Source organism: Nostoc sp. FACHB-280 (genome assembly GCF_014697615.1).
GTDB lineage: Bacteria > Cyanobacteriota > Cyanobacteriia > Cyanobacteriales > Nostocaceae > Nostoc_B.
On record NZ_JACJSD010000003.1, the window covers coordinates 229,466 to 256,133 of the forward strand.

Below are 26,668 nucleotides of genomic sequence, written 5' to 3' on the forward strand. Positions count from 1 at the left end.
CCCGACTTCTTCAAGAAGTCGGGGATCTTGTCTTTCAGCGCCTATTTTAATCAATGGTTAGTGAGAACCAATACCGTAACCGTTAATTTCGCTTTTTCTGCAACTTTGTTAATCTATCTTTTAACACCAGTTCGCGTTTCGTGTCTTCTAGAGTATTAGCGATCGCAATTGCTCGTTCGTAAAAATTCCTGGCTGTAGCATAATTACCTAACCGCTCATAGAACGCTGCATAAGATTCAAATGATTTTAACTGTTCTGGCAGATTTTGTAATTCTTGGGCGATGACTAAACGTTCTTGGAGTAATTCAAAAGCGCGTTCATTGCGTCCGACAGAAGTATGCGCTTTTACTAAACCATCAATGGCGCGTAATTGAATATTGCGATCGCCATTTAGTCGCGCCAACCGCATTGCTAACCCATAAGCACCGATGGTATCGGGATAATTCCCCGCAGCCAGATAAGCATCACCTAAATTATTGAGAGTGTTCGCTTCGCCAATCGGATCATTTTTTTGGCGACGATAACTTAAAGCAGTTTCATAAAGTTTAATCGCCTTATTATAATCACCCAGTCTCGCAGTCACTAAGCCTAAATTGCTCAAAGAAAGTCCTTGACCTTCGATATTGTTCACACCTTGAGCAATAGTTAATGCTTCTTGCACAGCTTTTCCGGCGGCGATAGTTTCCTCTTTTTGCAGAAGAATTGCGGCGATATTATTTAAGGCGAAAATTTGGGCTTGAAAATCTTTGCTATCCCGTGCGATCGCTAATCGTCGGCGTAAAGCTTCTTCCCCTTCTTTGTAACGCTCTTGTTGAATATAAGCTTTAGCTAGTAATTCATAAGTTAACCCGGTAGCTCTGACATCACCAATAGAATGATAAATCTCTAAAGCTTGTAAGCAAGAGTCGATAGTTTTTGCCGCATTACCTGAGCGATATTGCTGTTCACCAATCCGCAGCAAACTATCAGCTTCATCTCTGTCATATTGCCAACTAGAACTGTTTACAGGACGATGAAGTTGTTGAGTAATATCACTCGCATTTGCCACAATTGGAGTTAATAAAAAAGTCAACAGTAAAAAGAAAAAACTAAAAAATGGGAAATGATCACCCCGTCGCCCAGTAGTGATACCCTTCAGCAGCCAAAATTCGTAGCTTCTAGAATTTAAGGTGTAAGCGGATGGGAATAAATGCCGTTGCTGCATAAAACTTACCTGTGAAAATTCGGCTTAAAGTATAAAGTTTCAGTAAAAGTTTTATTTTGTGCGGCATAATTACCAATAACAGCAGCAATATTACGTAGTTGACGATAGAACTAAATCTTCTCCCAGGTATATAGAGCGGATGTCAGCAGGTAATTTAGCCTCTAGCATACGATAGCCTTCCTGGAGAAAATTGGCTACTTCGGCAGGGGCAATTCTTTCGCCTTCCGCTTGCAAATAAGCTGCAATTCGGGTTTCACTCCAATGGAACGTTTGTGCCATCAGCACCATCAAACGTAAAATCGGTGGTAACTGGTCTAAAGCTTTTTCCACATAACACCATAAGGGCGGCGAAGTGGCTTGCAGCGAATAATGAATAGCTTCCGTGGGCGGAAGTTCAATCTCGTTAATACAAAAAGCTGTGATGTTAATTAGCCAATTTTGTAAGGTTAAACCTTCTTGGCCGGGTTGGGGGTTTTCTAAATCCAGTCCGCCCAGTTCGTAATAGATATGTCGCCAAGTCAGGGCAAACAGATAATCTGCCTGGACAGGCGATCGCGCCGAATGTTGAATTAAAGTATAAACAATCGGGCTGTAACGACAAAAAATCACCGTGAAATACTTGCCAGCCTCTGGATATCGTTGAAATAGACTCAGCAGTTCCTGGTCATTGTGATGAAACAGCGACTTAACTAGCGGGTGATTTGTTTCGGGAAAATGAGGAATTTGCATAAGCCTTTTCGCTAAGAGTTGTTAAGATTAATGTTTATAACAATAGCCCCAGAGTGCAAACCGTAAAATTTTCGTTTATGTCTGTTTGCTGTTCCAGATCAGACCACTTTAGTATTGATACACTAAAGACAAGGACTTAATATTAGTCTCTATCAATAAAAATAAAAGCGGCTCCCTTATACAATCTTCAATTTGTTCATGGTTATAGCAGCTAATGTAATGCAGTTTTTACTTGCCCCGTTGACTTTCGGCTCATTTTTACCATCCCTACCTTTAGATAGTCTGTTTTCGACTCAAGGTATTATGGTAATGCTGCTGGCGGCTTATGCTGGTGCGATGTGGATGTTTCTCAGCAGTGCGCCCAAAGTTCACACAGTGATGGTGTCAGATTTGGAAATTGCCCGACAGTTGTACGAAGGGCTACTTGATTTACCAGCCGCAGAAGTGCCTCTGCACTACTACTACAACTATGAACAAACCATCGGCACAACTGCAATTGACCCTTTGTATATGTCCGCCAGTCCCAGTTGGTCAGGCAAAACAATGAACAATGCCAACGAAGGACTCTGGTATCAACTGAAAAAAAATACCCAGCTACACGTTATTACCGGAGCAAGTTTAGGTAGCAAAAACCAACAGCGTCATGTTTGTTTTGACCGTGACTGCTTGGAAATGATTTTATTGCGGGTAGAAACCCGTGGTTTAAAATTTAAAATTCGCAACCAAAAGCCTTTAAATTTCTTAATTAAAGACTATGAAGGGCGGATTATTGAACTCGCTGAAGTGGCAAATTAATTAGAGAAGTGAAAAACTGAGAGAAAATGTAGAGACGTAGTAACGCTATGTCTCTATATTTATTTTGGTTAACTGAAATAGACAAGTGCGATCACTGTCCTTGGACGAGGATAAATCAAATGTAACGTGCCTTGTGAATATCAAGAAATAGACAGAGCGATCGCCAAAGTTAAAATAGACCTCTTGCACGAATGTTATAAAACACAAATTTTAAGTCTCACGCAAAGGCGCAAAGGCGCAAAGAGTTACAGATAATTCGCTTGTTTAGTAGGCATAATCTGATTTATGCAAGAGGTCTAATCAAGCAGCGATCAAAAGTATAATAATTTATTCTGTTTCCAAAATTCCAATTAATATCTGACCAATTTCTTCAATATCATCTGGTACGGTAAAAAGAGTCAAATCTTGAGTAATTTGTTTTGTGTCAACTTCTAATTTGCCAAACCGCCAAATTTCTCCAGTAGTTACAGCCCCATAAAAAACAGATTTATTTTCTTCAATCTCTGATAAAGCTATTAACTCAATAGCTAATTGCGTAAATCCCCTAGCTAAATCATCATTTTTAGCTTCAATTACTAATAAACTTTGGTGAGAACGTAATAAATAATCCAGATTTCCTTTTAACCAATTATTGATATTAACTGCATATTCAATTTTTAACTGACATTGACAATAGGTAATCACTTCTAACAATAGAGGTGCAACTAAAGTTTCCCGTCTTGCAGTTTCATTATTTAAACTTACCAAAGGTAAAAAAAAAGTAATTTTATTTTTGAGTGCTTTAATGTTTTCTAATTGGTTTGATGTATGAGGTAAAGTAAAAGATTTTTTAGTAAAGGAGTAACCTAATTCAGCTAATATTTCTTCCGGGTCATAAGGTAATTCAAAATAAGACCGAAAAGTATAAGATTGTCCTTCTTGGAGAATTTTTTGTTTAGTCATAATTTCCCTCTTAAAATTCTTTAACTACGATTTGAACATGATGTTTGCCAGTTGATAAAAAAGACAGGCAAAAAATGGTTTTACTGAATCACAGTATGATATTAACAATTGTTCGAGGAAATGTTATTATGAAGCTAAAATTTAAATCAAAAGTTGATGCAGAAGGGAAATTATTGTTACAACTTCCCCTGAAATTAGCTAACCAAGAATTAGAAATAATTATTAGTGATTCTCCTGAAGAAACAATACATACACCTGAAGAATTAGGTTATCCTGCTGATTTTTTTGAAAAAACTGCGGGTAAATGGGAGGGAGAAATCTTAATTAGAGAAAACTTAGATAAATGTGATCCAAGAATTTGGGATAATGTTACATATATCGCGTCAGTTGAACACGGTAACGGTCTTTTTTAGTAATCGCCACTTCGCCCACTTCTAAACGCCCTTTACCGCGAATGGCAACTAAATCGCCAGATTTGACTTGAAAACTAGCTTGGGTAATTTCCTTCCAATTAACGCGCACATCGCCACCATCGATTAAGTCTACCATTTTGCTGCGAGACATCCCAAAACCAGCACTGGCGATCGCATCTAATCTTAAAGAAGCCTCTACAGTCGTTAATTCTTTTTTCTTGGGTTCCCGAATTTTTAATTCACTAATGTCTATTCTTTGGGTTTTTACGGGAACTGAGCGTACTTGTTGCAGATTCATCTCTAAAAATTCTGCCATTTCTGGCACAACAATTACCTGCGCTCCCCGTTCTCCCAAAACAATAATGTCTCCTGTCTTCTCCCGGACAATTCCGGTTCCCAACATTGCACCTAAAAAATCACGGTGACTGGCGGTATCAAACAAAAAATTCCCCGCAATTTCTAAAGCTACAATAGCCACTTGTGATTGATCTAAGGGGAGTTCTCCACGAGCGATCGCAATTCGTTGGCGTTCAGCTTGGGGATATCCACCCCAAGCCAATAACTGCACTTCAGTTAATCGATTAAAAACCCGTTGAATTTCTGCTAATTCTGGCGGAGACAAAAAATCAGTCAACACCACTTCCCAAGTTTTGATCGCCTGTTCCGCCTGATCAATCACACGCGCAACAGTATCTCGATTTTCTACACCCTTTAAAAGTTCTTCTCGTGGCAACATTATTAAAAGTCAATAGTCAATGGTCAATTGTCTTTAGTCTGAAGACAGGAAGTTAAAAGATAAATTTCCCACTTCCCACTTCCCACTTCATACTTTATGTGTCAGCATAACCTTGAATATTTTCTGGCTCAAACTGACGTAGTATCCTGGTGGCTTGGCGAGTCAGAGTTTCCGAACCCTGAACCACGATTAAATACTTACCAGCATCCAAGCGGTTGCGATAAGGTAGTGCATCACCACTACCTGTAACCAGCCCTACTCCCCCACCAACAAACACAGCACCCATAGCGCCACTACCAGCCCCCAGTAATCCCCCAATAACGTGATTACCAATTTCACCAGCCCAAGCAAAGGTATTTAACCCAGTGATGAAACTGAAGGTAAAACCAGCAAAAAAACCAAACGGTACTAACCAAAATGTCATCAGTTTTGCTTGCTTCTTAGCTTGCTCTTTGGGATCAATCAAACCAAACTCGTCAGCAGTTTTATATCCCCTACCTAAGATTGTGCTGTTAATGCTGTCTTTTTCTAGTGCTAAATAAGCAGCTTCAGCTTGGATACGGTCTGGTAATACAGCAACAAGGTAATTCATTGATCTAACAACAGTTTCCTGAAAGAAGTTCGCCTTAATTAACAGGGTATCAGGAAAAAAGTGCTGAGTGCTGAGTGCTGAGTCTGAAGTGCTGAGTGCTGAGTGCTGATTTATTATTCTCCCTTGTCCCCCTTGTCCCCCTCATCTCCCTTGTCCCCTTACTCCCTACTCCCCACTCCCCACTCCCAATTTAATCCCATCCAGTGGTTCACAAAAATTGTTCACACCTTGCTTGAGGACGTAGATTAAAACTGGTGTCGCCAGAATTTTAGGGAAGGTAGGCATTGTTTTGAGATGTGCCATCATCTCTAAAATCGAGCTATTTAACAATTCTTCTCTAAATTCTGATTCACAAATTACCGCCCGCCATTTTTTCGCCAAAGCATCCAACCATTCAGCATTTGCTTGTTCTGGTTCTTGTCCTGCTTTGATAGCGAGTGTCATGGCTGCATCTTCTAAATCTCCTTCACAGTCTTCAATCAAATCCAGTGCTTCCATAGCTACGGGATCATCTGCTAACTGAGAACGAAATAAGGCAATTTCTTGAGATGTAACTTGAGTCATGAGTAGTCTGTAGTCAATAGTCCATAGTCAATAGTCTAGAGTCAATAGTCCAGAGTTAAAACTTTCAACTCTCAGCCAGAACTATTGACTGAAGAAGCAGGGGGGAAGGGGGCAGGGAGCAGGGAGAACAAGCCCTTCCCTCTGGTGTGGAGCAAAGTGGAATTTATGTATCAAGCCCCGTTCTTCTAGGACACTTGCTTTGGGGCAGAGTAAAAGCTCTGTCCCAGTCTCTCCCCCTCTCCCTGCCCCTTTTCCTCTTCCATGACCATTGACTAATTAACGAAATGACCTAATAGTAACTGCACGCTGTAATCGAGCTAAAGCCCTGTTGTAATTTAAGATAGCGGTGACTCGATTACCTTCTGCTCTTGTTAAGTCAGTTTCGGAGTTAATTACATCAGTTTGCGTACCCACCCCAGCTTGGAAGCGTAACCGCGCCAGACGTAGAGCTTCTCTGGCTTGTTCTAAGGCTGTGTTAGCTGTTTGCACATTGTCTAAATTAGACCGTTGGGTAGAAAAAGCCTGTTCTACTTGGAAGCGGATTTGGTTACGCTGCTCGGCAAAGTTGGTTTCTGCGATCGCTTTATTTGTTCTGGCTTGAGATGCTCTCGCCCTTGCTGCGCCACCATCAAACAAGTTCCAGCTTGCTCTCACCCCAACAGAATAACCATCAGTAATGCTGACACTATCATCAAACTGATCCAACAAGTTGTAGTTAGCAATAAAACTCAATTGTGGTAAATTTGCTGCTAAGGCTTGTCGGCGCTGTTGTTCACTAATGTTCCGTTGTGCCAACTGCTGTTGTAGTTCTGGACGATTTTGAAACGCCAAAACAATACTTTCTTCTAATGACCGATTCCACAAACCAGCTAACTGCACTGTATCTGCCGCACTAATAGTAATATCTTGTGGCAAACTCAGGGTAGTGACTAGCTGTCGTCTGGCTATTAGCTGATTGGAAATAGCATTAGTTAAGTCTTGTTGAGCATTGGCTAAGTTAACTTGCGATCGCAAAACATCAAAGCGTGTCCCAACTCCCGCACGCTCTAAGGCTTCCGCATCACGCAAACTAGCTTGGGCATTTTCCACTGCTGACTGGTTAATCCGTACTTGCTCATCAGCTTCTTGCAAGTCGTAATATTGGGTAGTCACATTTAGGCGAATTTCCTCAGACTGACGTTCCACATCCAATTCATTGAAACGTACCTGTTCTTCAGCTTCTTTAATCGCCGCTTGCCGTCTTCCTGAAGTGTAAATATTATACGTCAATTGCGCCTGACCATTGAACCCAGTGCTAGGTTGATCATTGTTAGAACTTAACCCTGCTCGCCCATTTAACGTATCTTGTAGCTGACTGGAAGCCGACTGACTACGAGTAATATCCGCATTCAAATCCAAACTCGGATACAAGGCGGCTTGCGCTTCCCGTAAAGCTCCTCGACTGCGTTCTAACTGCAATACCGATATCTGTAGTTCTCGATTATTCCGTCGCGCTACCGCCAAAGCCTGTTCTAAAGTAATTGGTTGATTACCTTGAACAGTCACTTCCTCGGCTTTTGTCGGAAATTGCAGAGGATTCGCAGTAGGAATCAAGTTTTCGGGAACTTGGACAGCATCACTAGTAGCCGGACTAGTATTACTGGGTTGGGGAGCATTGGCAGGTTCTACAACAGGAGTTGGATTATTTGCTGGTGCTGTCTCCACTGGCGTAGCACCAGAATCACTAGTACTAGGCACAGTCGTAGAGTCTGGTGCTACTTCCGCAGGTGCTGGTGTGGCTGTATTGCTTTGTGCCGTTAGCTCTCCAGGTAATTTTTGCTGCTCACAACCTCTAGAGTACAAAGATAACGTAGTCGATATCCCGATTTGCTGTGAGCAACTGCGTGTGGCTAACAATTGCGCCGCCCCTGCACCCTTAAACACCGTTGATTGGGCTATAGGCAACTGAGTTTTTAAATTTGGCTTTGACCCTGCGGACTGTTGAATCGAAGATAAGAAAACAGGTTTTTTGGGAATAGCAGCAGCGGGCGGACTAGCAGAATTAATAGATGTATCATTAAATTTCTCTCTAGCCGTAGTAGCTGATTTTTTTTGTTTTTGAATTCTGCGTGAATTACGCAGTTCTGACTTTTGAGAAAAATTTAAAGCTGGTGTCGAATTGGCAAAACCAACTGGATTTTTTTGAGGTATTTGTGCCAGTGTTATACCAGTATTTTCTGCAAATGTGCCTGGATGACTTTGACTATTTAAAGTAGGCACATTGAATGCAGTTAACTCAGTATTAAAGCCTGCATCTGGAAACATCTGGTTTGCAGTTTTAGGCAGTTGCGTGTCTTCTGCTACTCCGTTGTGACTATCAGTTAAAGCCACAACACTAGGGGCAGATTTTTGTTGTACGTTACTTACCTTTACTGTGTTAGCCAAAGCGGGTTGGGTAGTTAATACCGCTGCTGTTACACCAGGTAAGAAAGTATGAAATAATTGCTGTCTCTTATGAAAAAATTGCTGTCCTTTCACCGCATTCCCTCACACGAAAATCAATCTAGCGGCAGAAACCTTTTCTTCACCACACGAATATAGCACGATACTAAATTGAAGAAGGAATATAGCACGATACCAAATTTAGGAATCGGGACTCCTTTTGTCTTCAAAACTTCTGACTATACGAGAAAGTTCTGCCTTTTCGTCGATGCTAACGCGGGTAGGCGCACCGCTGACAATCCTTTCGTAGTTCCTGAAAGAATCTTTAATTTCTGGGCCGTCAGCCGTAATATTATACTCACGAATTCCCTTATCGTGCCACGAACCTCGCATTTTAAACACGTTAATTGCCCGTGACATTTCTCCACGAATTTCTACGTACTGCAACATCAAAATTGTGTCAGTAATTGTGGAAATATGTGAGTCTGTAATGGAATGAGAACCCATAAATTGGTCAGTTGTATTGGTAAAAAAGCCAGTGATTTCTTCTTGCTTGGCATAACCAGTTACACCAATGACAAACTGACGAAAAGCGTTATTACTTACACCTCTGGCTAAAGCTGAAAGTGAATCAATGGCAATTCTTGCTGGTTTAAAATTAGCAATTTCTGACTTAATAATTTGCAAGTGATCTTCTAAACCAGTTGATTCGGGATAAGTACAAATGATTTTGAGTAACCCTTGATGTTCTAATTCTTCAAAATCAATTCCCCAAGAAGAAGCATTACGTGAGAGTTGAGCGCGTGATTCTTCGTAAGCAAATAAAATGGCACGTTCACCATTAACACAACCATCTTGTAAAAATTTACTTACAAGTAGTGTCTTCCCAGTACCAGTTGCTCCTGTGGCTAAAATAATCGAATCTTTAAAGAAACCACCACCACACATTTCATCCAGTGTTTTGACACCAGAGGAAACGCGGACATTAGAAGACCTTTGAGTTAAGCGCATTGCGCCCAGAGGAAAGATGTTGACTCCAGCATTAGTAATGGTAAAAGGATACTCACCTTTCATGTGGGTTGTACCCCGTAACTTGAGAATTTCCGTCGTCCGTCGCCGACGTTCTCCTTCTAGTACATTCCTCACAATTACCACGTTATCCGAAACAAATTCCTCAACTCCAAAGGAAGCCACAGGGCCATATTCTTCACTTCGTTCCGTGGTAATGATGGTAGTGACATTCAGTTGTTTTAAGCGGGCCACCAGACGAAAAATTTCGCGTCTGACGACTCCTACGGCTTCATATTGTTGAAATACGGCGGTAATTGAATCAATAGAAACTCGTTTGGCTTTGTATTTCCGAATGGCATATTGTAATCGCTCAATTAATGCCGAAAGGTCAAAATTACCAACAATATCTTGACCTTCTGGGTCTGGCGAAGCATCAAGAATAAATAATTTACCTTCATCAATTAAGCGTTGTAAGTTCCAACCAAAAATATGAGCATTTTTGATAATGTCGCTGGGTGATTCTTCAAAGGTCACAAATACGCCCGGCTCATCAAAATAAGTAATGCCGTTATATAAAAACTGAAGGGATAATAAGGTTTTACCTGTACCAGAGGTGCCGCTGACCAAGGTAGTTCTACCTACTGGTAAACCACCATGACTAATATCGTCAAAGCCCTCGATCATTGTCCGAATTTTTTCTACACCACCAATTGGTGTTTGGTTCTGCTCTTTTTGTTCGTTTTCACTCATTGCCTGATCATAAATAGGGTTTTTAACCCAGTTTTTCTCTTACTAAAGGTACTAATTTGTCTTCAAAAAATTTAAATTAAAGGTTTTGGGATTCTTCCCAGTCTTCTTCACTTAGTTCTTCATACAATAAATCTAATCCAATTAATACTCTTTCTCTATCTGAAAGATCACCAATAATTTTACGAACAGGAGGCGGCAAAATTTTTGATAATGTTGGTGTCGCTAAAATTTTATCTTCTTCAGCTAGTTGGGGGTTTTTCATGACATCAATGACTTTGAGTGCATAAACACCTTGAAACTCCTGCTCTAATATGTTTTTTAGTGTTTTTAATGCCCGGACTGAGTTAGGCGTGTTCCCAGCCACATAAAGTTTGAGAACATAAGTTTTTCTGGCTTTATTCATAAAGATCCGAACTTAAACATAAAAACTAAAATCTAACTTTAATGATTTTAGGGAAGTACCATAGTGTTTGGTGTTTGTAACTGTTGCTGATGGTTGTAATTTTCTATTTAGAAATTGCACATCTATAAGCTTCACACAGGTGGGCTAAGATATCTATGAGAGTCAAACGGTAATCAAGTAATGTGTCATCACTCCTTCCTTCTAATTTTAGCTGTTTAGAAAACTCATCAATGAGTTCCATGTGAATTTCGATGATTTGAGGCACAGGAATATTAGCACAAAACACTGTATTGATAAATTTATCAATTTTTTCTTTCAAGGTTTTGTCTGTAGTAAAGTAATCTATAAGAATCTGACGATAATCAGATTTAATTTGTTGTAACAATACCCGCTGATCCACTTGAGTCATTTGCTGAAAAACCTGTTGTGGTTTTTGCTGCTGGCACGCAAACACGGAAAAATACTTGTCTATAAAATTTTGATTAAGATTCGCTGGCGAACAATTTAGTAAGGAGTAGAGTCTAGCTGTAGTGGCAGACACTAGACCAGATGTGCTAAATTGACCAATACTAGGCTGAAAAAAGTACTCATTTTTTGGGTTAAATGGTAATTGGGTGCCTAGCTGATCTAGGTTATCTAAAATTTTTTTAACATTTTGTTGGAAAAATAGTATAGGTAGTAGCATTTATATATTTAAACATCTTGCTTAATCACTCCAACCAAAGTTGGTTAAGTTGAACAAAGTTTGAGTGAAACTTGAGAGAACCTGACTAATAATTAGTTAAGTTGTTAGTCAATTCTCAATTACCGCTCTAGATAAACAACTTTCTATAGTGACTCAATGACCATAGAAAACAAGTAAGTAGGAAGATTTATTGAGCGGCAGATGAGGTGTTCGTTATAGAGGGTACATTAGTTGATTGAGATTCGCATATGTATATCTATCAGAATGTAGATTTTTTGATTTCACCCCTTGATAGGATACTTAAACTAACTTAAAGTAGGCTCGCATTCTAAATCATTATAATTCCTCAAGGTTCTAAAGCGAGTCTTGAGAGCCATAATTGTTTTAGCTGTCACTCTTGATCAAAAGTGACAATACCAGTAAAACACTGTCAGGTTATTTCCCCAAAGTTATAAAGTGACCAAGGCAAAGGCACCTAGCAAGGCTGTGTCTGGAACAATTCAATTTACCACGGCAATGGTCTTAAGGTTCAAACAAGAATTGGGGAAATGAGTTGGTTGAGGAGGATGTTATTGTCAGCGCGAACACTATTTATCCGATCGCCAATGTTCAAGCTCAACGCTGCTAGAGGAAGAATTAACCCCAAAGCCTTATGTCAATGCTACAGTACCCGCTTTATAACTTTCTAGCAACCGTACCTAAATGTGGTGAAACAAGTACGTTAGTAGCGGCTTTAGAAGTTTTTGAGCAAGAACAGTGCGATCGCTTAGTAGTAGTTAATCAAAACCAAGAACCAATAGGGTTGTTAAAATCAGTTCAATTAACCCAAAAACTGCTGATCGAATCCCCAGAAGAACAATATTTGGATTTGCTGCAACAGCCCTTGACCTTCTGGAAGCACAGTATTTTTGAGCCATTACAAATATTAGCAGCCAGCGATCGCGTTGAACACTTTGTAGAGTTTTTGCGTTACTATTCTGCCTCATCCAGTCACAATGTGAATTGGACACTAATTGATAGTGAAGGCAAATTTTTAGGTTTATTAGACAACAGTCGTTTATTGCGATTGTTAGCCCAAGAAAAAGCAGGTAAAACAGCAGCTAATTTTTTGCAGTCGGTTGGTCAGGTATCCAGAGAAACCCCAGACACCAACAGTTCTAAAGTCAAAACTCACTGGCGATCGCGCAAAACTCATTCATTTCAGCCATTGCGCCACAAACCCCTGATCAAGTTACTCGAACAACTGCCTTGGCCATTAATGCTGCAAACCAGTACTGGAGAAATCGTTACCCAAAATCCAGCTTGGTGGCAACAGTTGGGAGGTTTAAAAGACCCAGAAGATGTGCGGCGACAAGTCGCACATATCCTGTCGCCAGCCTCAGCCAAACAACCAGAATATGCCAGTCAAACGGCGGTGAAAGTTCCCTATAGTGAAGATGGCACATTATCTCAATTCAAGTTTAATTCCGTAGAACATACATGGGCGTTGAAGCATGAAGCTTTACCCCATAACAATTTACTCCCACAATCACCAGCAAAATCACCTGCTTTTAATCGCTGCTTTTTAGATAGCCAAATGGGGACTTGCACCTGTGTGGTTGAAGAACAAAACGGTCAAGAACGCATCTGGCAATTTGCCAAAATCCCCTTAGATAGCCCAGATTTGCGCGTTTTAGAAGAAGCAGCCGAAAATCATCATCATTTGTGGTTGGTTTTAGGGACTGATGTCACCGAACAGCAACAATTATGTAAAGAACTGGCCGCCAAAAATGCCGACTTGATTCAACTGAATCGCTTAAAAGATGAATTTTTAGCTTGTATTAGCCATGAACTGAAAACCCCCCTAACGGCAGTTTTAGGATTATCACGGTTACTCGTAGACCAACAATTAGGAGAATTAAACGAACGACAAGCACGCTACGCCGGACTAATTCATCAAAGCGGTCGTCATTTAATGAGTGTGGTCAACGATATTTTAGACTTGACTCGGATGGAAACTGGGCAGATGGAGTTAACCCTCGCACCAGTGAATATACAAGCTGTGTGCGATCGCGCCCTCGCCGAAGTCACCGCCATCCACACTCAAAGCAGCAAAACTGTCCCCAGCAGCCAAGCCCAGATCAGCTCTACAGTGCCGAAATTTACCTTAGCCATTGAACAAGGCTTAGAGCAGATGGTGGCGGATGAATTGCGTTTGCGCCAGATGTTGGTACATTTGCTGTCCAACGCTTTTAAATTTACGGAAACATCCGGCGAAATCGGTCTGCGCGTCAGTCGTTGGGAAGGCTGGATTGCTTTTACCATTTGGGATACAGGTATAGGTATTCCCGAACACCAGCAACATTTAATTTTTCAGAAATTTCAACAGCTAGAAAATCCCCTGACCAGACAATTTGAAGGAACTGGTTTAGGACTTGTGTTAACCAGAGCTTTAGCCCGCTTGCATGGCGGCGATGTCAGCTTTTTGTCTCAAGAAGGCAAAGGCAGTCAATTTACACTCTTATTACCGCCTAGTCCCCCAACCACAGGTTTTACTGATCCAGAAATTAACAATCCGGAAGATAGAACCCAGCAAAATCTGGGTATCCCAAAAGTTCCCCTTACTGTTACATCTCCAGGTAACAATAATCAACATCTCCCTGGTTGTTCCCAAAGATTAGTACTGATAGTCGAAGCTGTGGCTCGATATATAGAAGATTTGGCAGAAAAACTCAAAGGTTTGGGTTATCGAGTCATTATTGCCCGTTCGGGAACAGAAGCCGTCGAAAAAGCGCGACGCTTACAACCACAAGCTATATTTTTAAATCCTTTATTACCATTACTTTCTGGCTGGGATGTACTGACATTGATCAAATCTGACATAGCCACAAGACACATCCCCATGATTATCACTGCCACAGCCGCAGAAAAAGAGCAAGCATTTGCCAACCAAGCAGATGGTTTCTTGAGCTTACCCGTAGAAAGTCAAGCTTTAGCACCTCTGTTAGAAAAATTGTGTGCCGAACCCACAATTACAGCTGCCGAGGTTGGTAGTACGCCCACAATTACTAAAAATCAACCATTACGAATTCTGCGATTGGTTAATCCTGAATTAACATCAATTAACCCCCACCCCTCATTGCGTGAGCATCGGGTGATAGAAGTGGATAACCTAGATCAAGCAGAACTCCTAGCTAGGGTGTGGCAATTTGATGTCATCTTATTAGATATAGAAGGCGCGTTAGCCCAAAGTTATTTACAGCAATTAATTCAGCACCCACGTTTAGTCGCTCTCCCACTGGTAACTTGTGATGTGGCTACTAGCTTGGCGGCTTCCCAGATACCTGGACTCTCTGTATTTCCCTGCTTAACACCCTTTGGGAAAACTAATCACAGTCGCTCTGACAAACTTGATCCTTTATTGTCAGTATTACAAATTGCCTCTGGTATTTGCTGTCCACCAAGTATTTTAGTCGTGGATTTGACCACACTGCATGATTTACCCCAAATCAGGCGGAAACAGGTGAGACACGATCGCACCCTGAAAAATGCTGCTACGAATTATGCAACTAGCGAAAGAGGCTCAGAGTGGTTTCAAGCTTTAATTCAGTATTTGCAAACCGCAGGTTTAAAAGCCGCAATTGGGCGCTGTTGGGCAGAAGTTAACCAACAAATTCGCCACAATAGCGTTGACTTGTTGCTGATTTGCTTGGGAGAATCGCCAATTCACCAAGATGTCTTAAAAGCATTGAAAGTATTAAAAGCTGCGACAGTAAATTTACCGCCGATTTTAGTACTTGATCAACGTTCTCAACGTGAGCAAGGGAATTCTCCAGCAGAAATTAAGCCCCACAAACATGGAAACCGAGATTCTGTAGATCAATCAGTTAGGGCGATCGCTACAGAAATTTTACCCCGTTCCATCTCAATGGAAGATTTACTGCATCATGTTAATCAGGCTTTACTGCACCATCAACAAGCAAAAAGTAAATAGAGACAGGACAAACTTATATCGTGTCCGAGTAATCAGTGGTGATTCCGAAAATATACCTTAAAATCCTCTCGTCTGCTCCCTCTGCGGCTCAGGTACTCAGGAAATATCTTGCTTTTGTTTTTGCATTTTTTTGAAAGAAATTCTAATCAATTGATAAGCACCTTTAGAAGCCAAATTTTCATAATTATCAGGTTGTAACTCCATCCTGACGAGGTTTCTATGTTCTGCTAAAACCAACAGTGAAGGAGATTTTATAGAATTATTGGTTTTGGTTTGAATATAATCTACAGCATCTTTAGTCAATTTGATAAAGTTTACCTGTTGATGACTGTAGAAAACAATACTAGGTTTTTTAAAGCCAACCATGACGACTTCTTCATTTGGTTGTTTTACCTGAGACAAAACAGCAGAAATTTCTCTTAAAGGCATTTGTCGTTCTTGATCCATCAAAAATATTGCAGGCATCAAAACAACAATGAGAAATGCCACAAATCCCACTAAATTTACACCAATAATTCCTTGCCAACGTCGAGTAATTATTAAAAATGCCACACTGATGGCAGTTAATAACCATATATAACCCCCTAGCTCTGCAACCCCAGAGTTTTCTAAGGTTTGGCGAAAGTTAGGTGCTGCTTGATCAGTACCTAGTAGCTGGGTAATTTGAAACATCGCCACAGATAAGGCTGAAAACAACACAACATTTGCCCAGCCACTGAACCAGAAGAATTTTTGTGGGGTTCGAGAACTAGATGCAGATGTTGTGGGGAAGTAATCGCTCCATAATAAAGCAACTAAAATCGCAGCTGCTGGCATCAGGGGTAAAACATAACTAGGTAGTTTGGTAACAGCAATTGTGAAAAAACCAAACACGCCCAAAAACCAAACAAAAGCAAATAAACCTAATTGCTGAGAGCGTTCTTGGACTTGCCATTGCGATCGCTGCCAAAATTTGAGTCTGGCAAAGGCTGCTGGTAAATACACAGAGTATGGTGCGAAACCTAATAACACTACCAAAAAATAAAAATACCAAGGGGCTGAATGACCATTGACTACTTCTGTAAAGCGGTCTATGTTGTGATAGCCAAAGAACGAATTAATATAATTCCAACCATTGCGCCAAATTACCAAAGCATACCAAGGAACTGCTAAAGCAAAAATTATCAGCAGTCCCAGTAGTGGCCGCATTTCGCGCAGAACTTCGCGGAAGTTGCCCAAGTACAGCAAAAAAGCCACAATTACGAGTCCCGGTAAGACTATACCCACCGGGCCTTTAGTTAAAATTGCCCCAGCAATGAGAACATAACAAGCTAAATACCATCTATTAGGGAGTAGGACGCTGTTTTCTGCTCCCTGCTCCCGGTCGCCGAGCGACTTGTCTTGAGCGAAGCCAAAAGGAGCCGAGGTGCTGCTTCCCTGCTTACTTGCATAGCCCAGAAAAAAACATAACAAAGCCGAGGCTATACAACCAGTTAGTAGCATATCTGAGACACCTGTTCTACCCCAGACAATCATCTCAGGATTGAGTGCCATCACAGCAGCTGCGATCGCAGCTGTGAGGTAACGACGGGTAGGACGCTGAATCTGTTCGCCTGCGTCTTGCTTTGCCAAATGCCACTGTACAGTATAAAAAGCCAAACTAATAACCGCAATTGCGGCGATCGCCGAGGGAAGACGTACCGCCCATTCATTTACACCTATGATTGAGTAGGCAAGTGCCTGACACCAGTAAATTAAAGCAGGTTTATCAAACCGAGTCACACCATTGAAAAACGGTGTAATCCAATCACCAGTGACAAACATTTGTCGGGATGCTTCCGCAAACAGTGGTTCTGTTTCGTCCACTAAGCCCACATTGCCTAAATTCCACCCATAGCCTATCCAACCAATCAGCATCAACCACAAAACCGATAAAGTCACTACTAGAGATGGTCGCTGCGCTATCTTGTTGAACCATTGGTCAACAATGTGGAAAGTACTCAATTTCATCCTCATTTGTGGTTATTTGTCAATAGTGATGAGTCAACAGTCAATAGTTATTAGTCGTTAACAAGAAGGATTTTGTTCTTAACAGGGAACAGTAAGTCTAGTCAGATCCCCGACTTTTTGAAGAAGTCAGGGATCTAGCAACACCAAACAGTTATCAACTAAACACTATCATCTATAGACTATCGACTTTTGACTATGGACTGAGTACCAACAGCCATTCTTTGGTTTCCGCATTCCAAGTTGGTAAGGAACTTTCCCCAACCACATAAGGCCCCCAGTAGCGTCGAGAACCATCTTGAGCAAAAGCGACTAAAATATCTCCTTTTTCTAGCTTCAAATTACCATTGGGTAAAGAAAGCAGTAACCCTTTACTACTACCTTCTTGTGGTGCAAAATCCCAATGGGCAGGAATATCCGTCTTGCTACTGGTTGGGCTTTTACCTTTTAATTGCCTTGCTAATAAGGCCAGGCGCACTGGCTGATCAGTTTGATTACTCATCCGCAAAGTACCTTGGTTTTTGGTACTACCAGCCCCATTCGGACGATTGACCAAAATAGCCTGGACTTGGCTAGTGCTTGGTTCTACTTGGTTAATGGGAATTGTTGTATTATTAGAAACATTTGTGGGAGTAGTTGTAGTATCTAAAATCGGCAGTTCTGAACCTCTGTTTGACTGCGAGGTATTAGTAGATACTGGATCAGATGTATCAGGATTTGTAGTCTCAAATGACACACTTAAATCTAAACATCCCATCAGCAACCCAAGCAGCCCCAAGCAACAAGCCGTAACAGCAGCCTTACGATACACCTGAGATTTCATTTTGATATTTGTTAGAAATAATTATTTGTTTAGTCTTGGCCAAATCTTAGCCTATTCTCTACCTTGAGGAAGAAAGAAATTTGCTGACTTGTCTACAATAGATTCTCGTGAAATGACTTGATGTAATGTATCCTACTTATCATTTCTCTGAAATCACCATTGGCATGAATAGTTACTTTAATTTTACTGAAAAACGCTGGCTATATGTGATTGTTCCGTGAGCTTTTCCCGTGGGTTCTCAATTTTAAGCAAATGATATTACATAAATCTAAATATGAAACAGTATAATTACAGATAAAAGTTTTTTGGCGTTGCGTAACCTGAACAACAAGATGTCTGTTGTCAAAGCCTAAGAGATTTAGCAGGGAAAATATTTACATTTTTTAACATTTCCTGATTTATGATGGCAGAGTTGTTCGGCTCAGATTTTCTTCCCACTCCTGTACGGGCAAGTTAGCGAGAGGCTCAGATACCCGACTTCTTCAAGAAGTCGGGTATCTTTTGGTTCACGAATGATTTAGGACTGCTATATTAGGAAATTAAACCGGATTCAGATAATATTCAAGTAATTTGAATAATTGAGAAGATTTGATGAATGCAAAATACGCGAATTAATAATTTATTAGATGCTATTGCTAGTAGTCTTAGCCAAATATTTCGGAATCCGTGGCGGAGATTGTCCCTATTAATTATTAGTTTTTTATTTGGCTTTTTTCTAGGAACAGCTATTTCGACAATAGCGGGACAAAAAGCAGAATTAGACATTTTTGTCGCCGCATTTTTAGTGATGTTAACCGAGGTTACTAGCAGAATATTTTACAGTCGGGGCTTGTTTAGCAGAAGGGCGTTGTGGATAGATTCTCTGAATACTCTCAAGGTGGGTTTTACCTACAGTTTGTTTGTCGAAGCCTTCAAGTTAGGCTCCTAGTACTGCTACGCGGAAGTCAAAAGTCAAAAAGCTCATATCACAAGTTTTTCACTAACTTGAAATGGTATCTTTATTTCTGCCGCATTTTAATAGACAAATTTGTCATTGCTGCTTTTGAGGAAAATTATCGATGTATTCTTGGCTGGAGGAAATTATAGCAGAGGAGGTCTCAGAGTTAACTTGGCAGAAAGCGAAAACCGCCGCACTGGCTGATATTTCAAGGGCGAAAGTATTCGGGATCACATCAGCAAATGTGGATGTGATGATCCAAGCCCGATCGCAGTTACTCAAGTCTGTGCTGCCAGATTTTCGGCAATTTTGCCAAACTAACTTGCTTGCCAACTATGAAGCCATGTTAGCGGTTTTGTGGGATTTATGGCTACCTCTGGGAATGAAATTAGCTGCACACCGTCAAAGCCTCAACCGCCCTTTGATTCAAGGAATTTTAGGAGTCCAGGGTACTGGCAAAACTACCATGTGCCAAGTTTTATCTTTGATTCTTCGGCAGTTGGGATACCGCAGTTTAAGTTGGTCGTTAGATGACTTATATAAAACTTACAACGATCGCCTAATTTTATTACAGCAAGACCCCCGCTTGATTTGGCGGGGGCCTCCAGGAACCCATGATGTAGATTTGGGGTTAAATGTTTTAGAACAAATTCGTCAAGGCGAAACTTCTGTTACTGTTCCTCGGTTTGATAAGTCACTTTATGCTGGTGCAGGCGATCGCACTACTCCGGAAATTGTCACCAATATAGATATTGTATTATTTGAAGGTTGGTTTGTCGGTGTCCGACCGATCGACCCCAAAGCCTTTGAAATCAAGCCACCACCAATAATTACCGATGCAGACAAAGCATTTGCTCGTGACATGAATCAGCAATTGAGCAATTATCTGCCATTGTGGGATTGCTTAGATAGCTTGATTTTGTTATATCCTACCGATTATCGCAGTTCCTTAGCATGGCGCAAACAAGCAGAACAACAGATGGTCGCGGCGGGTAAATCGGGAATGAGTGATACACAAATTGAAGAATTTGTAAACTATTTTTGGCGATCGCTCCATCCAGAATTATTCCTCAAACCGATGCTGCGATCGCCTTCAGTTGCTGATTTGGTAATTGAAATTTGTCCAGATCGGACTTTTGGTGCAGTTTACCAAACTGAGTGCTGAGTGGGAGTAGACAAGGTAGAGGGGGGAGACAAGGTAGAAATCTTGCTTCCTTGTCCTCCTTGTCCCCCTTGTCCTCCTTGTCTCCCTTGTCCCCCTGCCTTCTGCCTCCTGCCTTTTGCCTCCTGCCTTCCCACAAAGATCATGCACCCCAACGGGGAAGCGAAAAATTAGCAGATACTTGCTTGGTAGACTGGCGAAAGCGATCGCGCCCTTCAATTTTGGCCTGATATAAAGCGCGATCGGCGGCAGAAATTATCTCTTGAAAGTCAGAACCCGGTTGAGGAATATCCTCGGCGACACCAGCACTAATGGTTACATAACTACTAACTTGGGAATTGCAATGGGGAATTGCCAACTGCCGCACCACCGAGCAAATTTTGTCGGCTAAAATCATGGCTCCTTCGATCTCAGTTTTGGGTAGAATCACAGCAAATTCTTCACCACCATAACGAGCGACTAAATCTGCGGGACGTTTTACACTATCTTTGATAGCTTGTGCGACTTTTTGCAGACAGCGATCGCCTGCCCGATGCCCATAGGTATCGTTGTAAGATTTAAAGTAATCGACATCACATAAAATCAAAGACAACGGTAATTGCTCTCGCGCCATCCGTTGCCACTCTTGGGAAAAATATTCTTCAAACTTTCGCCGACTGGCAACTTGAGTTAAACCATCAATCGTGACGAGTCTTTGTAATTCTTGGTTAGCGGCTTCGAGTTGTTGTTGTAGCTGAGATTGTTTAATTAAGCGTTTGACTCGCTGGCGTAAGACAGGCCAGTGAATTGGTTTCGTGACATAATCAATGGCACCCGCATCAAAGGCATGGTCAACTGATTCTTGATCTTCCAATCCAGTAATCATTAATACTGGTGTATGCTTACCTTGCTCTAAAGATTGCAACCGCAGACAACAATCAAATCCATCCATACCGGGCATAATGGCATCCAGCAACACAATCTGCGGATGAAGTTTCTCAAATAAAATTAATGCTTCCACACCATCACGAGCTTCGGCTATTTGATAACCTTCTCGCTCTAAAGCCAGTCGTAGTTGGGTACGGATAAACGGTTCATCGTCAACAATTAAAACTAGAGATTGGTTTTTTTGAAAGATGGTTGTCACGATCCCGCCTCCAGTTCTAATTGCAATTCTGTTTTGACTTGCTCATACTCTTGCTGAAGTTGTGACAAGATGTCTGCACATCCTGAAAAATCATGACTTCTGCCTTTAGCTTCTAACTGCTTACACAGTTTGCTAAGATTAGTTGCACCCACAGAAGCACTACTAGACTTGAGTTTGTGAGCAGTTTTCCACAAAATTTCTGCATCTTCGGCTACCACAGATGCTTGAATTTCTTGGATGAGTTTGGGGGCTTCAGAAAAATAACAGTGCAGAAGTTCCCTTAATGCCGCCTGATCTCCTGCTAACATCTGACGTAAAGACTGCAAAACTTTGTGATCAATTGCAGATATTACTAAATTTGGCGTTTTGGGTAGGCGGGGGCTGAAATTTTGGGCTTGTCTTGGTTCCTTAATCAACGCGCCGGACTGACATTTACTCAGGGCTTGGACTAACTCTGTCATTTGTATGGGCTTGCTGATGTAATCATTCATTCCCGCCGCCAAACAAGCTTCGCGATCGCCGCGCATCGCGTTGGCTGTAATTGCAATAATATAAGGACGAACACTCGCTGCCCATTGCTGAGAAATAATTTTACTGGTTTCTAGTCCATCCATTTCTGGCATGTGAATATCCATCAACACTACATCATAGGGTTGATGTTGTAAGGCTTGAATCACTTCGCGCCCATCTGCTACCACATCTGCTTGGTAGCCCATTTTTTGCAACATCAATATTGCTACTTTCTGGTTGACCAAGCTATCTTCCGCAACTAAAATTCTCAAAGGTATTTTTTTTGCTAAATCAGCATCACACCCAGAAGTCTGAGACCGAACAGTATCGGCTGTTAGCAAGCGATCGCCACAAGTATGAGTCAATATATAGTGGAGTTGGGATTGTTTGATGGGTTTAGTCAAACACACTACTAACCCCAGATCACCAAATTCTGGACTGAGTTCTGGAGAGCCTAAAGCAGTTAACAATATCAAAGGTAGATGTTCTCGCCCAGGTTGTTGACGAATTGCCTGGGCGAGTTGAAGTTCGTTAGTATTTGGGATTGGCAGATCGAGAATGGCAACATCAAAGTGAATTCCCTGTGTCAGCAAACCTAAAGCAGCCTCCCCAGATGCAACAATGTATGTTTGCATTTGCCAGAACTGCACTTGCAAGCTGAGTATTTTACTGTTGGTAGGATGAGCATCTACAATTAACAGCCGCTTACCAGCCAATGGAGTCGAGGCAGTTGTGATTTCTCGTGATGCGGCATCGGTAACAATTTTGCTGGTAATGGTGAAGTAGAAGGTAGAACCATCATCAAAGGAAGTCGCAGAAACCGGCTTGCTACTCTGCCATCCAGGATCGGGATGACCACCAATACAGCCACGACTCTCTACCCATAAACTACCATTCATCATCTCACTCAGACGTTGGCTAATCACTAGTCCCAGTCCTGTACCGCCGTAAAGTCTTGTCATTGAGGGGTCTGCCTGGATGAAGGGTTGAAATAGCCGCACCATTTTTTCTGGGGTGATACCAATACCTGTATCTTGAATGCTAAAGAGAATTGTGCAGCTAGTTTCCTGATTTTGAGTTTCTATGTAGTTGGCGTAGACAGAAAGTACAACTTCTCCTTGTTGGGTAAATTTAATGGCATTGTTGAGCAAGTTCATTAAAACTTGGCGTAAGCGGGTGATGTCACCAATGATTTGTGTGGGAACCTGGGGATGAATCAGGTAAATTAGTTCAATCTGTTTTTGGGCAGCTTTGGGCGCGAGAATGTCAATGACTTGTTCTACACAAGCTTTTAAGTCAAAGGGTTTTTCTTCGAGTTCTAGCCGTCCCGATTCAATTTTGGAGAAGTCAAGAATATCATTGATGATGGTGAGTAAGGCATCACCACTGGTATGTACTGTTTCTACAAAGTCACGCTGTTGGGGAGTCAAGTCTGTGTCTAATAACAGTTCTGTCATCCCAATGACTGCATTCATGGGGGTGCGAATTTCATGACTCATCATGGCCAAGAATTCACTTTTGGCGCGGTTGGCGGCTTCGGCTTGACGTTTTGCTTGTTCTAGGGCAAAGTTTTTTAAGGTGAGTTCTTGGCGTTGGCGGGTTTCTTGTTCTAATAAATGGGCTTGGGCAAGGGCAATGCCGACTTGGGCGGCTACCGCTTCTAGTAATTCAATTTCTGCTGTTGTCCATTGGCGAAAATAGCTGCACTGATGTAAGCCGATCGCACCGTTGGGTTCTCCTTGATATGATGTGCGGACGGCTAACATAGACTTGACGCTCATTGCTCGACATGTTGCTTGGGCTGCTTGGAGTAAAGGGTCAGTGTACACATCATCAGAAGCGATCGCTTTATCCTCACGCATCATCTGTTCTACATGGGGATTACCAATGACAGCAATTTTCACTGTTTCTTGACAAGTTGAGGTGGGAAAATTATTATACTCTGCAACCAAGGGTATGTGGGGTGTAGGTTCACTGATATAAGCGTGAATCAGGCAACGTTCCACTTGAAATGCTTGGCCAATTTGTACGGCGGCGGTGGCAAAGATGGCTTTAGTATCCAGACTTTGCCGAATTTGCTGGGTGATTTGTTTTAACAGCAGTGTTTGATGTAATTGTCGTTGCAAGGCTTTTTGGGCTAACACTCGTTCGGTGATGTCATGGTTAAAACTCACAATGGCGATCGGTTCACCTTGCTCATCTTGTAAGAAAATCACTGTAGTTTCACAAATACCTTGACTGCCATCTTTGCGGATAAATTCGATTTCCCCAGACCAACGGTTATTTTGGTGAATATCGGGCAAAATCTGGGGTACTACGTTGGTAAAGGCCGCTGGTGTATATAAAATACTGGTAGTTTTGCCTAAAATTTCCGCTTTGCTATAGCCAAACATCCACTCAGCAGCACCGTTCCAGTCGATAATTTTGCCTGTCAAGTCGCTGATGATTACGCCATCGTACATATTTTCAAAGATCAGGGCTTGGCGCTGCAAGTTTAATTCGGCTTGTTTGCGATCGCTAATGTCGGTGTGAATGCCAATAAAATGAGTTAGCCGGCCAGTCTCATCGTGAATTGGGGAAATGCTCAATTCATTCCAAAATAAGCTGCCATCTTTGCGGTAGTTCCGCAACAGAACTTGACAACTCTTACCTGTTTTCATTGATGCTTGCAGTTGTTGAATTGCTGGCTGTTGGGGATCTGTACCCGGCAAAAAGGCACAGTTATAGCCAATAATTTCTGTCGCGCTATAGCCAGTGATCATTTCAAAGGCTGGGTTGACGTAGATAATTGGTTGATTTGGCAATCTGGCATCAGCAATTGTAATCCCATCACTAGCAGCCGCTAAAGCACGTTCACGTAATCTTAAGGTTTCTTCTACCAGCTTTAAATCGGTAATTTCAAACATAAACCCCCTAAGTATCACGGGGGTTCCAATGTTCTTAACTACATTCACAATATTTCGCAACCATACAACTCGCCCATTGGCGGTTAACATTCGGTATTCAAATTCTCGGTTTTCTCCCTTAGCAGCTGCTTCTTGGTAAATTCCCATCGCTTGTTCTCGATCATGGGGATGCAGATGATTGAGCCAAAAATTTTCTTGATACCATTCTTCTATGGGATAATTTAATAAAGTTTCTACTTGTGGCCCTACATAGGTAAATCGCCAAGTTTTGATATCGAATTCCCAAGGAATGACTTTGACGGTTTCGATTAATTCTCTGAGGTGGGTTTCGCTGGCACGTAAGGCAATTTCTGTTTTTTTCTGCTCCCAAATGCGGTTGGCTAGTTCTTGATTGATGCTGGTGATGCGCTGATTGCGTCGTTCACTACTTTGAGCAAAATAAATCGATAATGCTAATGTGCCAGCACTGATTAGCCCAGCAACTAAAACAACTAATGGCAGTGGCGATCGCCAGTTGGTTAATAATTCTAAGGAAGGATAAACTATCAGTTGCCAGTTGACTCCATATAAGTCCACACTAACTGTTTTTCGCCAATCTAATAGCTGTGCTGGTAATACATTCTGTCCATAAATTGACTTGCCATTCTCCAAGATTTGAATTTGATAACCTTGGGGTAAATGCAAGATAGCATCTATTAACGATGGAACTTGAAAAACTCCTACAATCAAGCCATCAAACTGCTCACCAACCCACAGCGGTAAGTATGCAAAAAATCCTTGCTTGCCTTCAACAAACTCAAATGTTGATGTAAAAACTGTTTGGCGGCTGTTGCGTGCTGTTTCTAGTGCTGTGCGGATTTGAGGTGCTTGGCTGCTTGCTAAAGTCTGGGCAATTGTCTGGCTAACTTCGGGTACAGTCCATTGCAGACGCAATATTGGATCAATCCATCCCAAGGCTTGATAACCACCAAAGTCTTGTATGTAAGCGGCTGCTTCTGCTTGCAAATTTTTCCTATCTAAATTCTCATACAGTTGCCAGTGTTTTCCCATACGTTCTAGTGCCAGAACACGCATATTTACTTGGGACGTTAATTCGGTTTTAATGGCGATCGCTTGTTGTTGAACCATTTGGTGAATATGATATTGCTCCTCAACTACTAGCCTCTGCCAAAGTAGGACTACTGCAACTGATACAAAAATACCAACTATTAATGGCAGCAATTTTCGGTTGCTGAAAATTTCTCTTGCTGGAAATTGATGATATCTGTGCTGCCTAACCACTTATTCATCCTCAAGCACTTTCAGCATTTGTTTGAATGATTATTAGTTGTTAATTAAAATTATGAATATTTATTTTACAATATCGACATTTTTTAAAATAGAATTTTTTTGTATTTTTGTAATCCAATAATTAAATTTTGCTTACATTTTATCGGCGACAAGTATCTAATTCTCCTCTCGAAAATAAAATAATTTATTTTGAACAAATAAATATTAATAAAACTTTATTATTCTCAATTGAGATTTTTTATTTTTGTTAAACACAAAATTTCCGCAACAACATCTATCATGTTGTTAACCATATATTTGATTAATTCAAGTAATTGAACCGCAAAACTTAAGTTTATTAACTTGATAATTGCTGTTGAAATCAGGAGAAAAGATGACATAAGAATTCATAAGGTAAAAACCAAAATTGTCAAGACAAAATATTCTTGATGTCTAGTTTAGGTACCAAATAATTTACCAGAATATTCGTATTTATCATACCTAAATTCATAAATTGAAAGTTAGAAAGCATAACAATATTTTTTGAGTGAATTCTTAGGTTTCTACCTTATTAGTTTGGAAAATACTGTAGCTTTAATAACAATATAGCGGTTCCTGCTTGAGTAAAATACACTATGGGATAATGGAGTATATTAACGTCTAAGTAATTGTGAAATGAAACCTTACTCCTGTGATCTGCGTCAGAAAGTAATTAACGCATATAACAATCA

At 41.1% G+C, this 26,668-nt stretch carries 19 protein-coding genes; 5 read left to right on the plus strand and 14 right to left on the minus strand.

What is annotated here, in order from left to right; genetic code table 11:
• Positions 1-82: 82 nt before the first annotated feature.
• Positions 83-1,204 (minus strand): tetratricopeptide repeat protein, encoded by a 1,122-nt coding sequence (locus H6G75_RS03765; protein ID WP_190978639.1) that lies wholly within the window; start codon positions 1,202-1,204, stop codon positions 83-85.
• A gap of 90 nt (positions 1,205-1,294) precedes the next feature.
• A complete protein-coding gene (locus H6G75_RS03770; protein WP_190594220.1) occupies positions 1,295-1,933 on the minus strand; it encodes a sigma-70 family RNA polymerase sigma factor in 639 nt (212 codons plus the stop codon).
• A 198-nt stretch (positions 1,934-2,131) separates the two neighbouring features.
• Between H6G75_RS03770 and H6G75_RS03775 the strand changes: the two genes are divergently transcribed.
• Complete coding sequence (locus tag H6G75_RS03775) at positions 2,132-2,728, plus strand: glyoxalase-like domain protein (protein ID WP_062294779.1); 597 nt, start codon at positions 2,132-2,134, stop codon at positions 2,726-2,728.
• Positions 2,729-3,055: 327 nt separating this feature from the next.
• Here H6G75_RS03775 and H6G75_RS03780 read toward each other — a convergent pair whose 3' ends face one another.
• On the minus strand, positions 3,056-3,670 hold the full coding sequence (locus H6G75_RS03780) for a hypothetical protein (RefSeq protein ID WP_190978640.1): 615 nt from the start codon (positions 3,668-3,670) through the stop codon (positions 3,056-3,058).
• A gap of 44 nt (positions 3,671-3,714) precedes the next feature.
• On the opposite strand from H6G75_RS03780, the gene H6G75_RS03785 reads away from it, so the two are divergent.
• Complete coding sequence (locus H6G75_RS03785) at positions 3,715-4,083, plus strand: hypothetical protein (protein ID WP_242051444.1); 369 nt, start codon at positions 3,715-3,717, stop codon at positions 4,081-4,083.
• On the opposite strand, the gene H6G75_RS03790 is transcribed toward H6G75_RS03785, so the two are convergent.
• The 7 genes from H6G75_RS03790 to H6G75_RS33750 all read right to left on the minus strand — a co-directional run bounded on the left by H6G75_RS03790 (position 4,040) and on the right by H6G75_RS33750 (position 11,014).
• Positions 4,040-4,819, minus strand: coding sequence for a photosystem II S4 domain protein (locus H6G75_RS03790; RefSeq protein ID WP_190978641.1), 780 nt, complete (start codon positions 4,817-4,819; stop codon positions 4,040-4,042). The two genes, H6G75_RS03785 and H6G75_RS03790, sit on opposite strands and share 44 nt — an antisense overlap.
• A 94-nt stretch (positions 4,820-4,913) precedes the next feature.
• Complete coding sequence (locus H6G75_RS03795; RefSeq protein WP_190978642.1) at positions 4,914-5,411, minus strand: hypothetical protein; 498 nt, start codon at positions 5,409-5,411, stop codon at positions 4,914-4,916.
• Between the two features lie 165 nt (positions 5,412-5,576).
• Positions 5,577-5,975: a hypothetical protein gene (locus H6G75_RS03800; RefSeq protein WP_190978643.1), complete on the minus strand. Its 399-nt coding sequence runs from the start codon at positions 5,973-5,975 to the stop codon at positions 5,577-5,579.
• A gap of 276 nt (positions 5,976-6,251) precedes the next feature.
• The gene (locus H6G75_RS03805; RefSeq protein WP_190978644.1) at positions 6,252-8,492 is read right to left on the minus strand and encodes a TolC family protein; all 2,241 of its coding nucleotides are present in this window, start codon (positions 8,490-8,492) and stop codon (positions 6,252-6,254) included.
• A 105-nt stretch (positions 8,493-8,597) separates the two neighbouring features.
• Positions 8,598-10,157 (minus strand): circadian clock protein KaiC, encoded by a 1,560-nt coding sequence (kaiC, locus tag H6G75_RS03810; protein ID WP_190978645.1) that lies wholly within the window; start codon positions 10,155-10,157, stop codon positions 8,598-8,600.
• A gap of 76 nt (positions 10,158-10,233) precedes the next feature.
• The gene (gene kaiB, locus H6G75_RS03815; protein WP_062294773.1) at positions 10,234-10,560 is read right to left on the minus strand and encodes a circadian clock protein KaiB; all 327 of its coding nucleotides are present in this window, start codon (positions 10,558-10,560) and stop codon (positions 10,234-10,236) included.
• Positions 10,561-10,663: 103 nt separating this feature from the next.
• Positions 10,664-11,014: a circadian clock protein KaiA gene (locus tag H6G75_RS33750; RefSeq protein ID WP_313934787.1), complete on the minus strand. Its 351-nt coding sequence runs from the start codon at positions 11,012-11,014 to the stop codon at positions 10,664-10,666.
• An 883-nt stretch (positions 11,015-11,897) separates the two neighbouring features.
• Between H6G75_RS33750 and H6G75_RS03825 the strand changes: the two genes are divergently transcribed.
• Complete coding sequence (locus H6G75_RS03825; RefSeq protein WP_190978647.1) at positions 11,898-15,218, plus strand: ATP-binding protein; 3,321 nt, start codon at positions 11,898-11,900, stop codon at positions 15,216-15,218.
• A 96-nt stretch (positions 15,219-15,314) separates the two neighbouring features.
• On the opposite strand, the gene H6G75_RS03830 is transcribed toward H6G75_RS03825, so the two are convergent.
• Both H6G75_RS03830 and H6G75_RS03835 read right to left on the minus strand, forming a co-directional pair.
• On the minus strand, positions 15,315-17,213 hold the full coding sequence (locus H6G75_RS03830) for a glycosyltransferase family 39 protein (RefSeq protein ID WP_190978648.1): 1,899 nt from the start codon (positions 17,211-17,213) through the stop codon (positions 15,315-15,317).
• A 187-nt stretch (positions 17,214-17,400) separates the two neighbouring features.
• On the minus strand, positions 17,401-18,027 hold the full coding sequence (locus H6G75_RS03835) for a hypothetical protein (protein WP_190978649.1): 627 nt from the start codon (positions 18,025-18,027) through the stop codon (positions 17,401-17,403).
• A 595-nt stretch (positions 18,028-18,622) separates the two neighbouring features.
• Between H6G75_RS03835 and H6G75_RS03840 the strand changes: the two genes are divergently transcribed.
• Both H6G75_RS03840 and H6G75_RS03845 read left to right on the plus strand, forming a co-directional pair.
• Positions 18,623-18,955, plus strand: coding sequence for a DUF565 domain-containing protein (locus H6G75_RS03840; RefSeq protein WP_190978650.1), 333 nt, complete (start codon positions 18,623-18,625; stop codon positions 18,953-18,955).
• 130 nt (positions 18,956-19,085) lie between these two features.
• On the plus strand, positions 19,086-20,129 hold the full coding sequence (locus H6G75_RS03845) for a glycerate kinase (RefSeq protein ID WP_190978651.1): 1,044 nt from the start codon (positions 19,086-19,088) through the stop codon (positions 20,127-20,129).
• A gap of 139 nt (positions 20,130-20,268) precedes the next feature.
• On the opposite strand, the gene H6G75_RS03850 is transcribed toward H6G75_RS03845, so the two are convergent.
• The gene (locus H6G75_RS03850) at positions 20,269-21,252 is read right to left on the minus strand and encodes a diguanylate cyclase domain-containing protein (protein ID WP_190978652.1); all 984 of its coding nucleotides are present in this window, start codon (positions 21,250-21,252) and stop codon (positions 20,269-20,271) included.
• Positions 21,249-25,949, minus strand: a complete 4,701-nt coding sequence (locus tag H6G75_RS03855) for a PAS domain S-box protein (protein ID WP_190978653.1) — start codon at positions 25,947-25,949, stop codon at positions 21,249-21,251. Before H6G75_RS03855 ends, H6G75_RS03850 begins: the two co-directional genes overlap by 4 nt.
• Positions 25,950-26,668 lie beyond the last annotated feature (719 nt).

What these genes read in the sequence shown, in the direction of transcription:
- H6G75_RS03765 (WP_190978639.1), bottom strand. Translation starts at nt 1,204, where the DNA reads ATGCAGCAACGGCATTTATTCCCATCCGCTTACACCTTAAATTCTAGA.
- H6G75_RS03770 (WP_190594220.1), bottom strand. Translation starts at nt 1,933, where the DNA reads ATGCAAATTCCTCATTTTCCCGAAACAAATCACCCGCTAGTTAAGTCG.
- H6G75_RS03775 (WP_062294779.1), top strand. Translation starts at nt 2,132, where the DNA reads ATGGTTATAGCAGCTAATGTAATGCAGTTTTTACTTGCCCCGTTGACT.
- H6G75_RS03780 (WP_190978640.1), bottom strand. Translation starts at nt 3,670, where the DNA reads ATGACTAAACAAAAAATTCTCCAAGAAGGACAATCTTATACTTTTCGG.
- H6G75_RS03790 (WP_190978641.1), bottom strand. Translation starts at nt 4,819, where the DNA reads ATGTTGCCACGAGAAGAACTTTTAAAGGGTGTAGAAAATCGAGATACT.
- H6G75_RS03795 (WP_190978642.1), bottom strand. Translation starts at nt 5,411, where the DNA reads ATGAATTACCTTGTTGCTGTATTACCAGACCGTATCCAAGCTGAAGCT.
- H6G75_RS03800 (WP_190978643.1), bottom strand. Translation starts at nt 5,975, where the DNA reads ATGACTCAAGTTACATCTCAAGAAATTGCCTTATTTCGTTCTCAGTTA.
- kaiC (WP_190978645.1), bottom strand. Translation starts at nt 10,157, where the DNA reads ATGAGTGAAAACGAACAAAAAGAGCAGAACCAAACACCAATTGGTGGT.
- kaiB (WP_062294773.1), bottom strand. Translation starts at nt 10,560, where the DNA reads ATGAATAAAGCCAGAAAAACTTATGTTCTCAAACTTTATGTGGCTGGG.
- H6G75_RS03825 (WP_190978647.1), top strand. Translation starts at nt 11,898, where the DNA reads ATGTCAATGCTACAGTACCCGCTTTATAACTTTCTAGCAACCGTACCT.
- H6G75_RS03830 (WP_190978648.1), bottom strand. Translation starts at nt 17,213, where the DNA reads ATGAGGATGAAATTGAGTACTTTCCACATTGTTGACCAATGGTTCAAC.
- H6G75_RS03835 (WP_190978649.1), bottom strand. Translation starts at nt 18,027, where the DNA reads ATGAAATCTCAGGTGTATCGTAAGGCTGCTGTTACGGCTTGTTGCTTG.
- H6G75_RS03840 (WP_190978650.1), top strand. Translation starts at nt 18,623, where the DNA reads ATGCAAAATACGCGAATTAATAATTTATTAGATGCTATTGCTAGTAGT.
- H6G75_RS03845 (WP_190978651.1), top strand. Translation starts at nt 19,086, where the DNA reads ATGTATTCTTGGCTGGAGGAAATTATAGCAGAGGAGGTCTCAGAGTTA.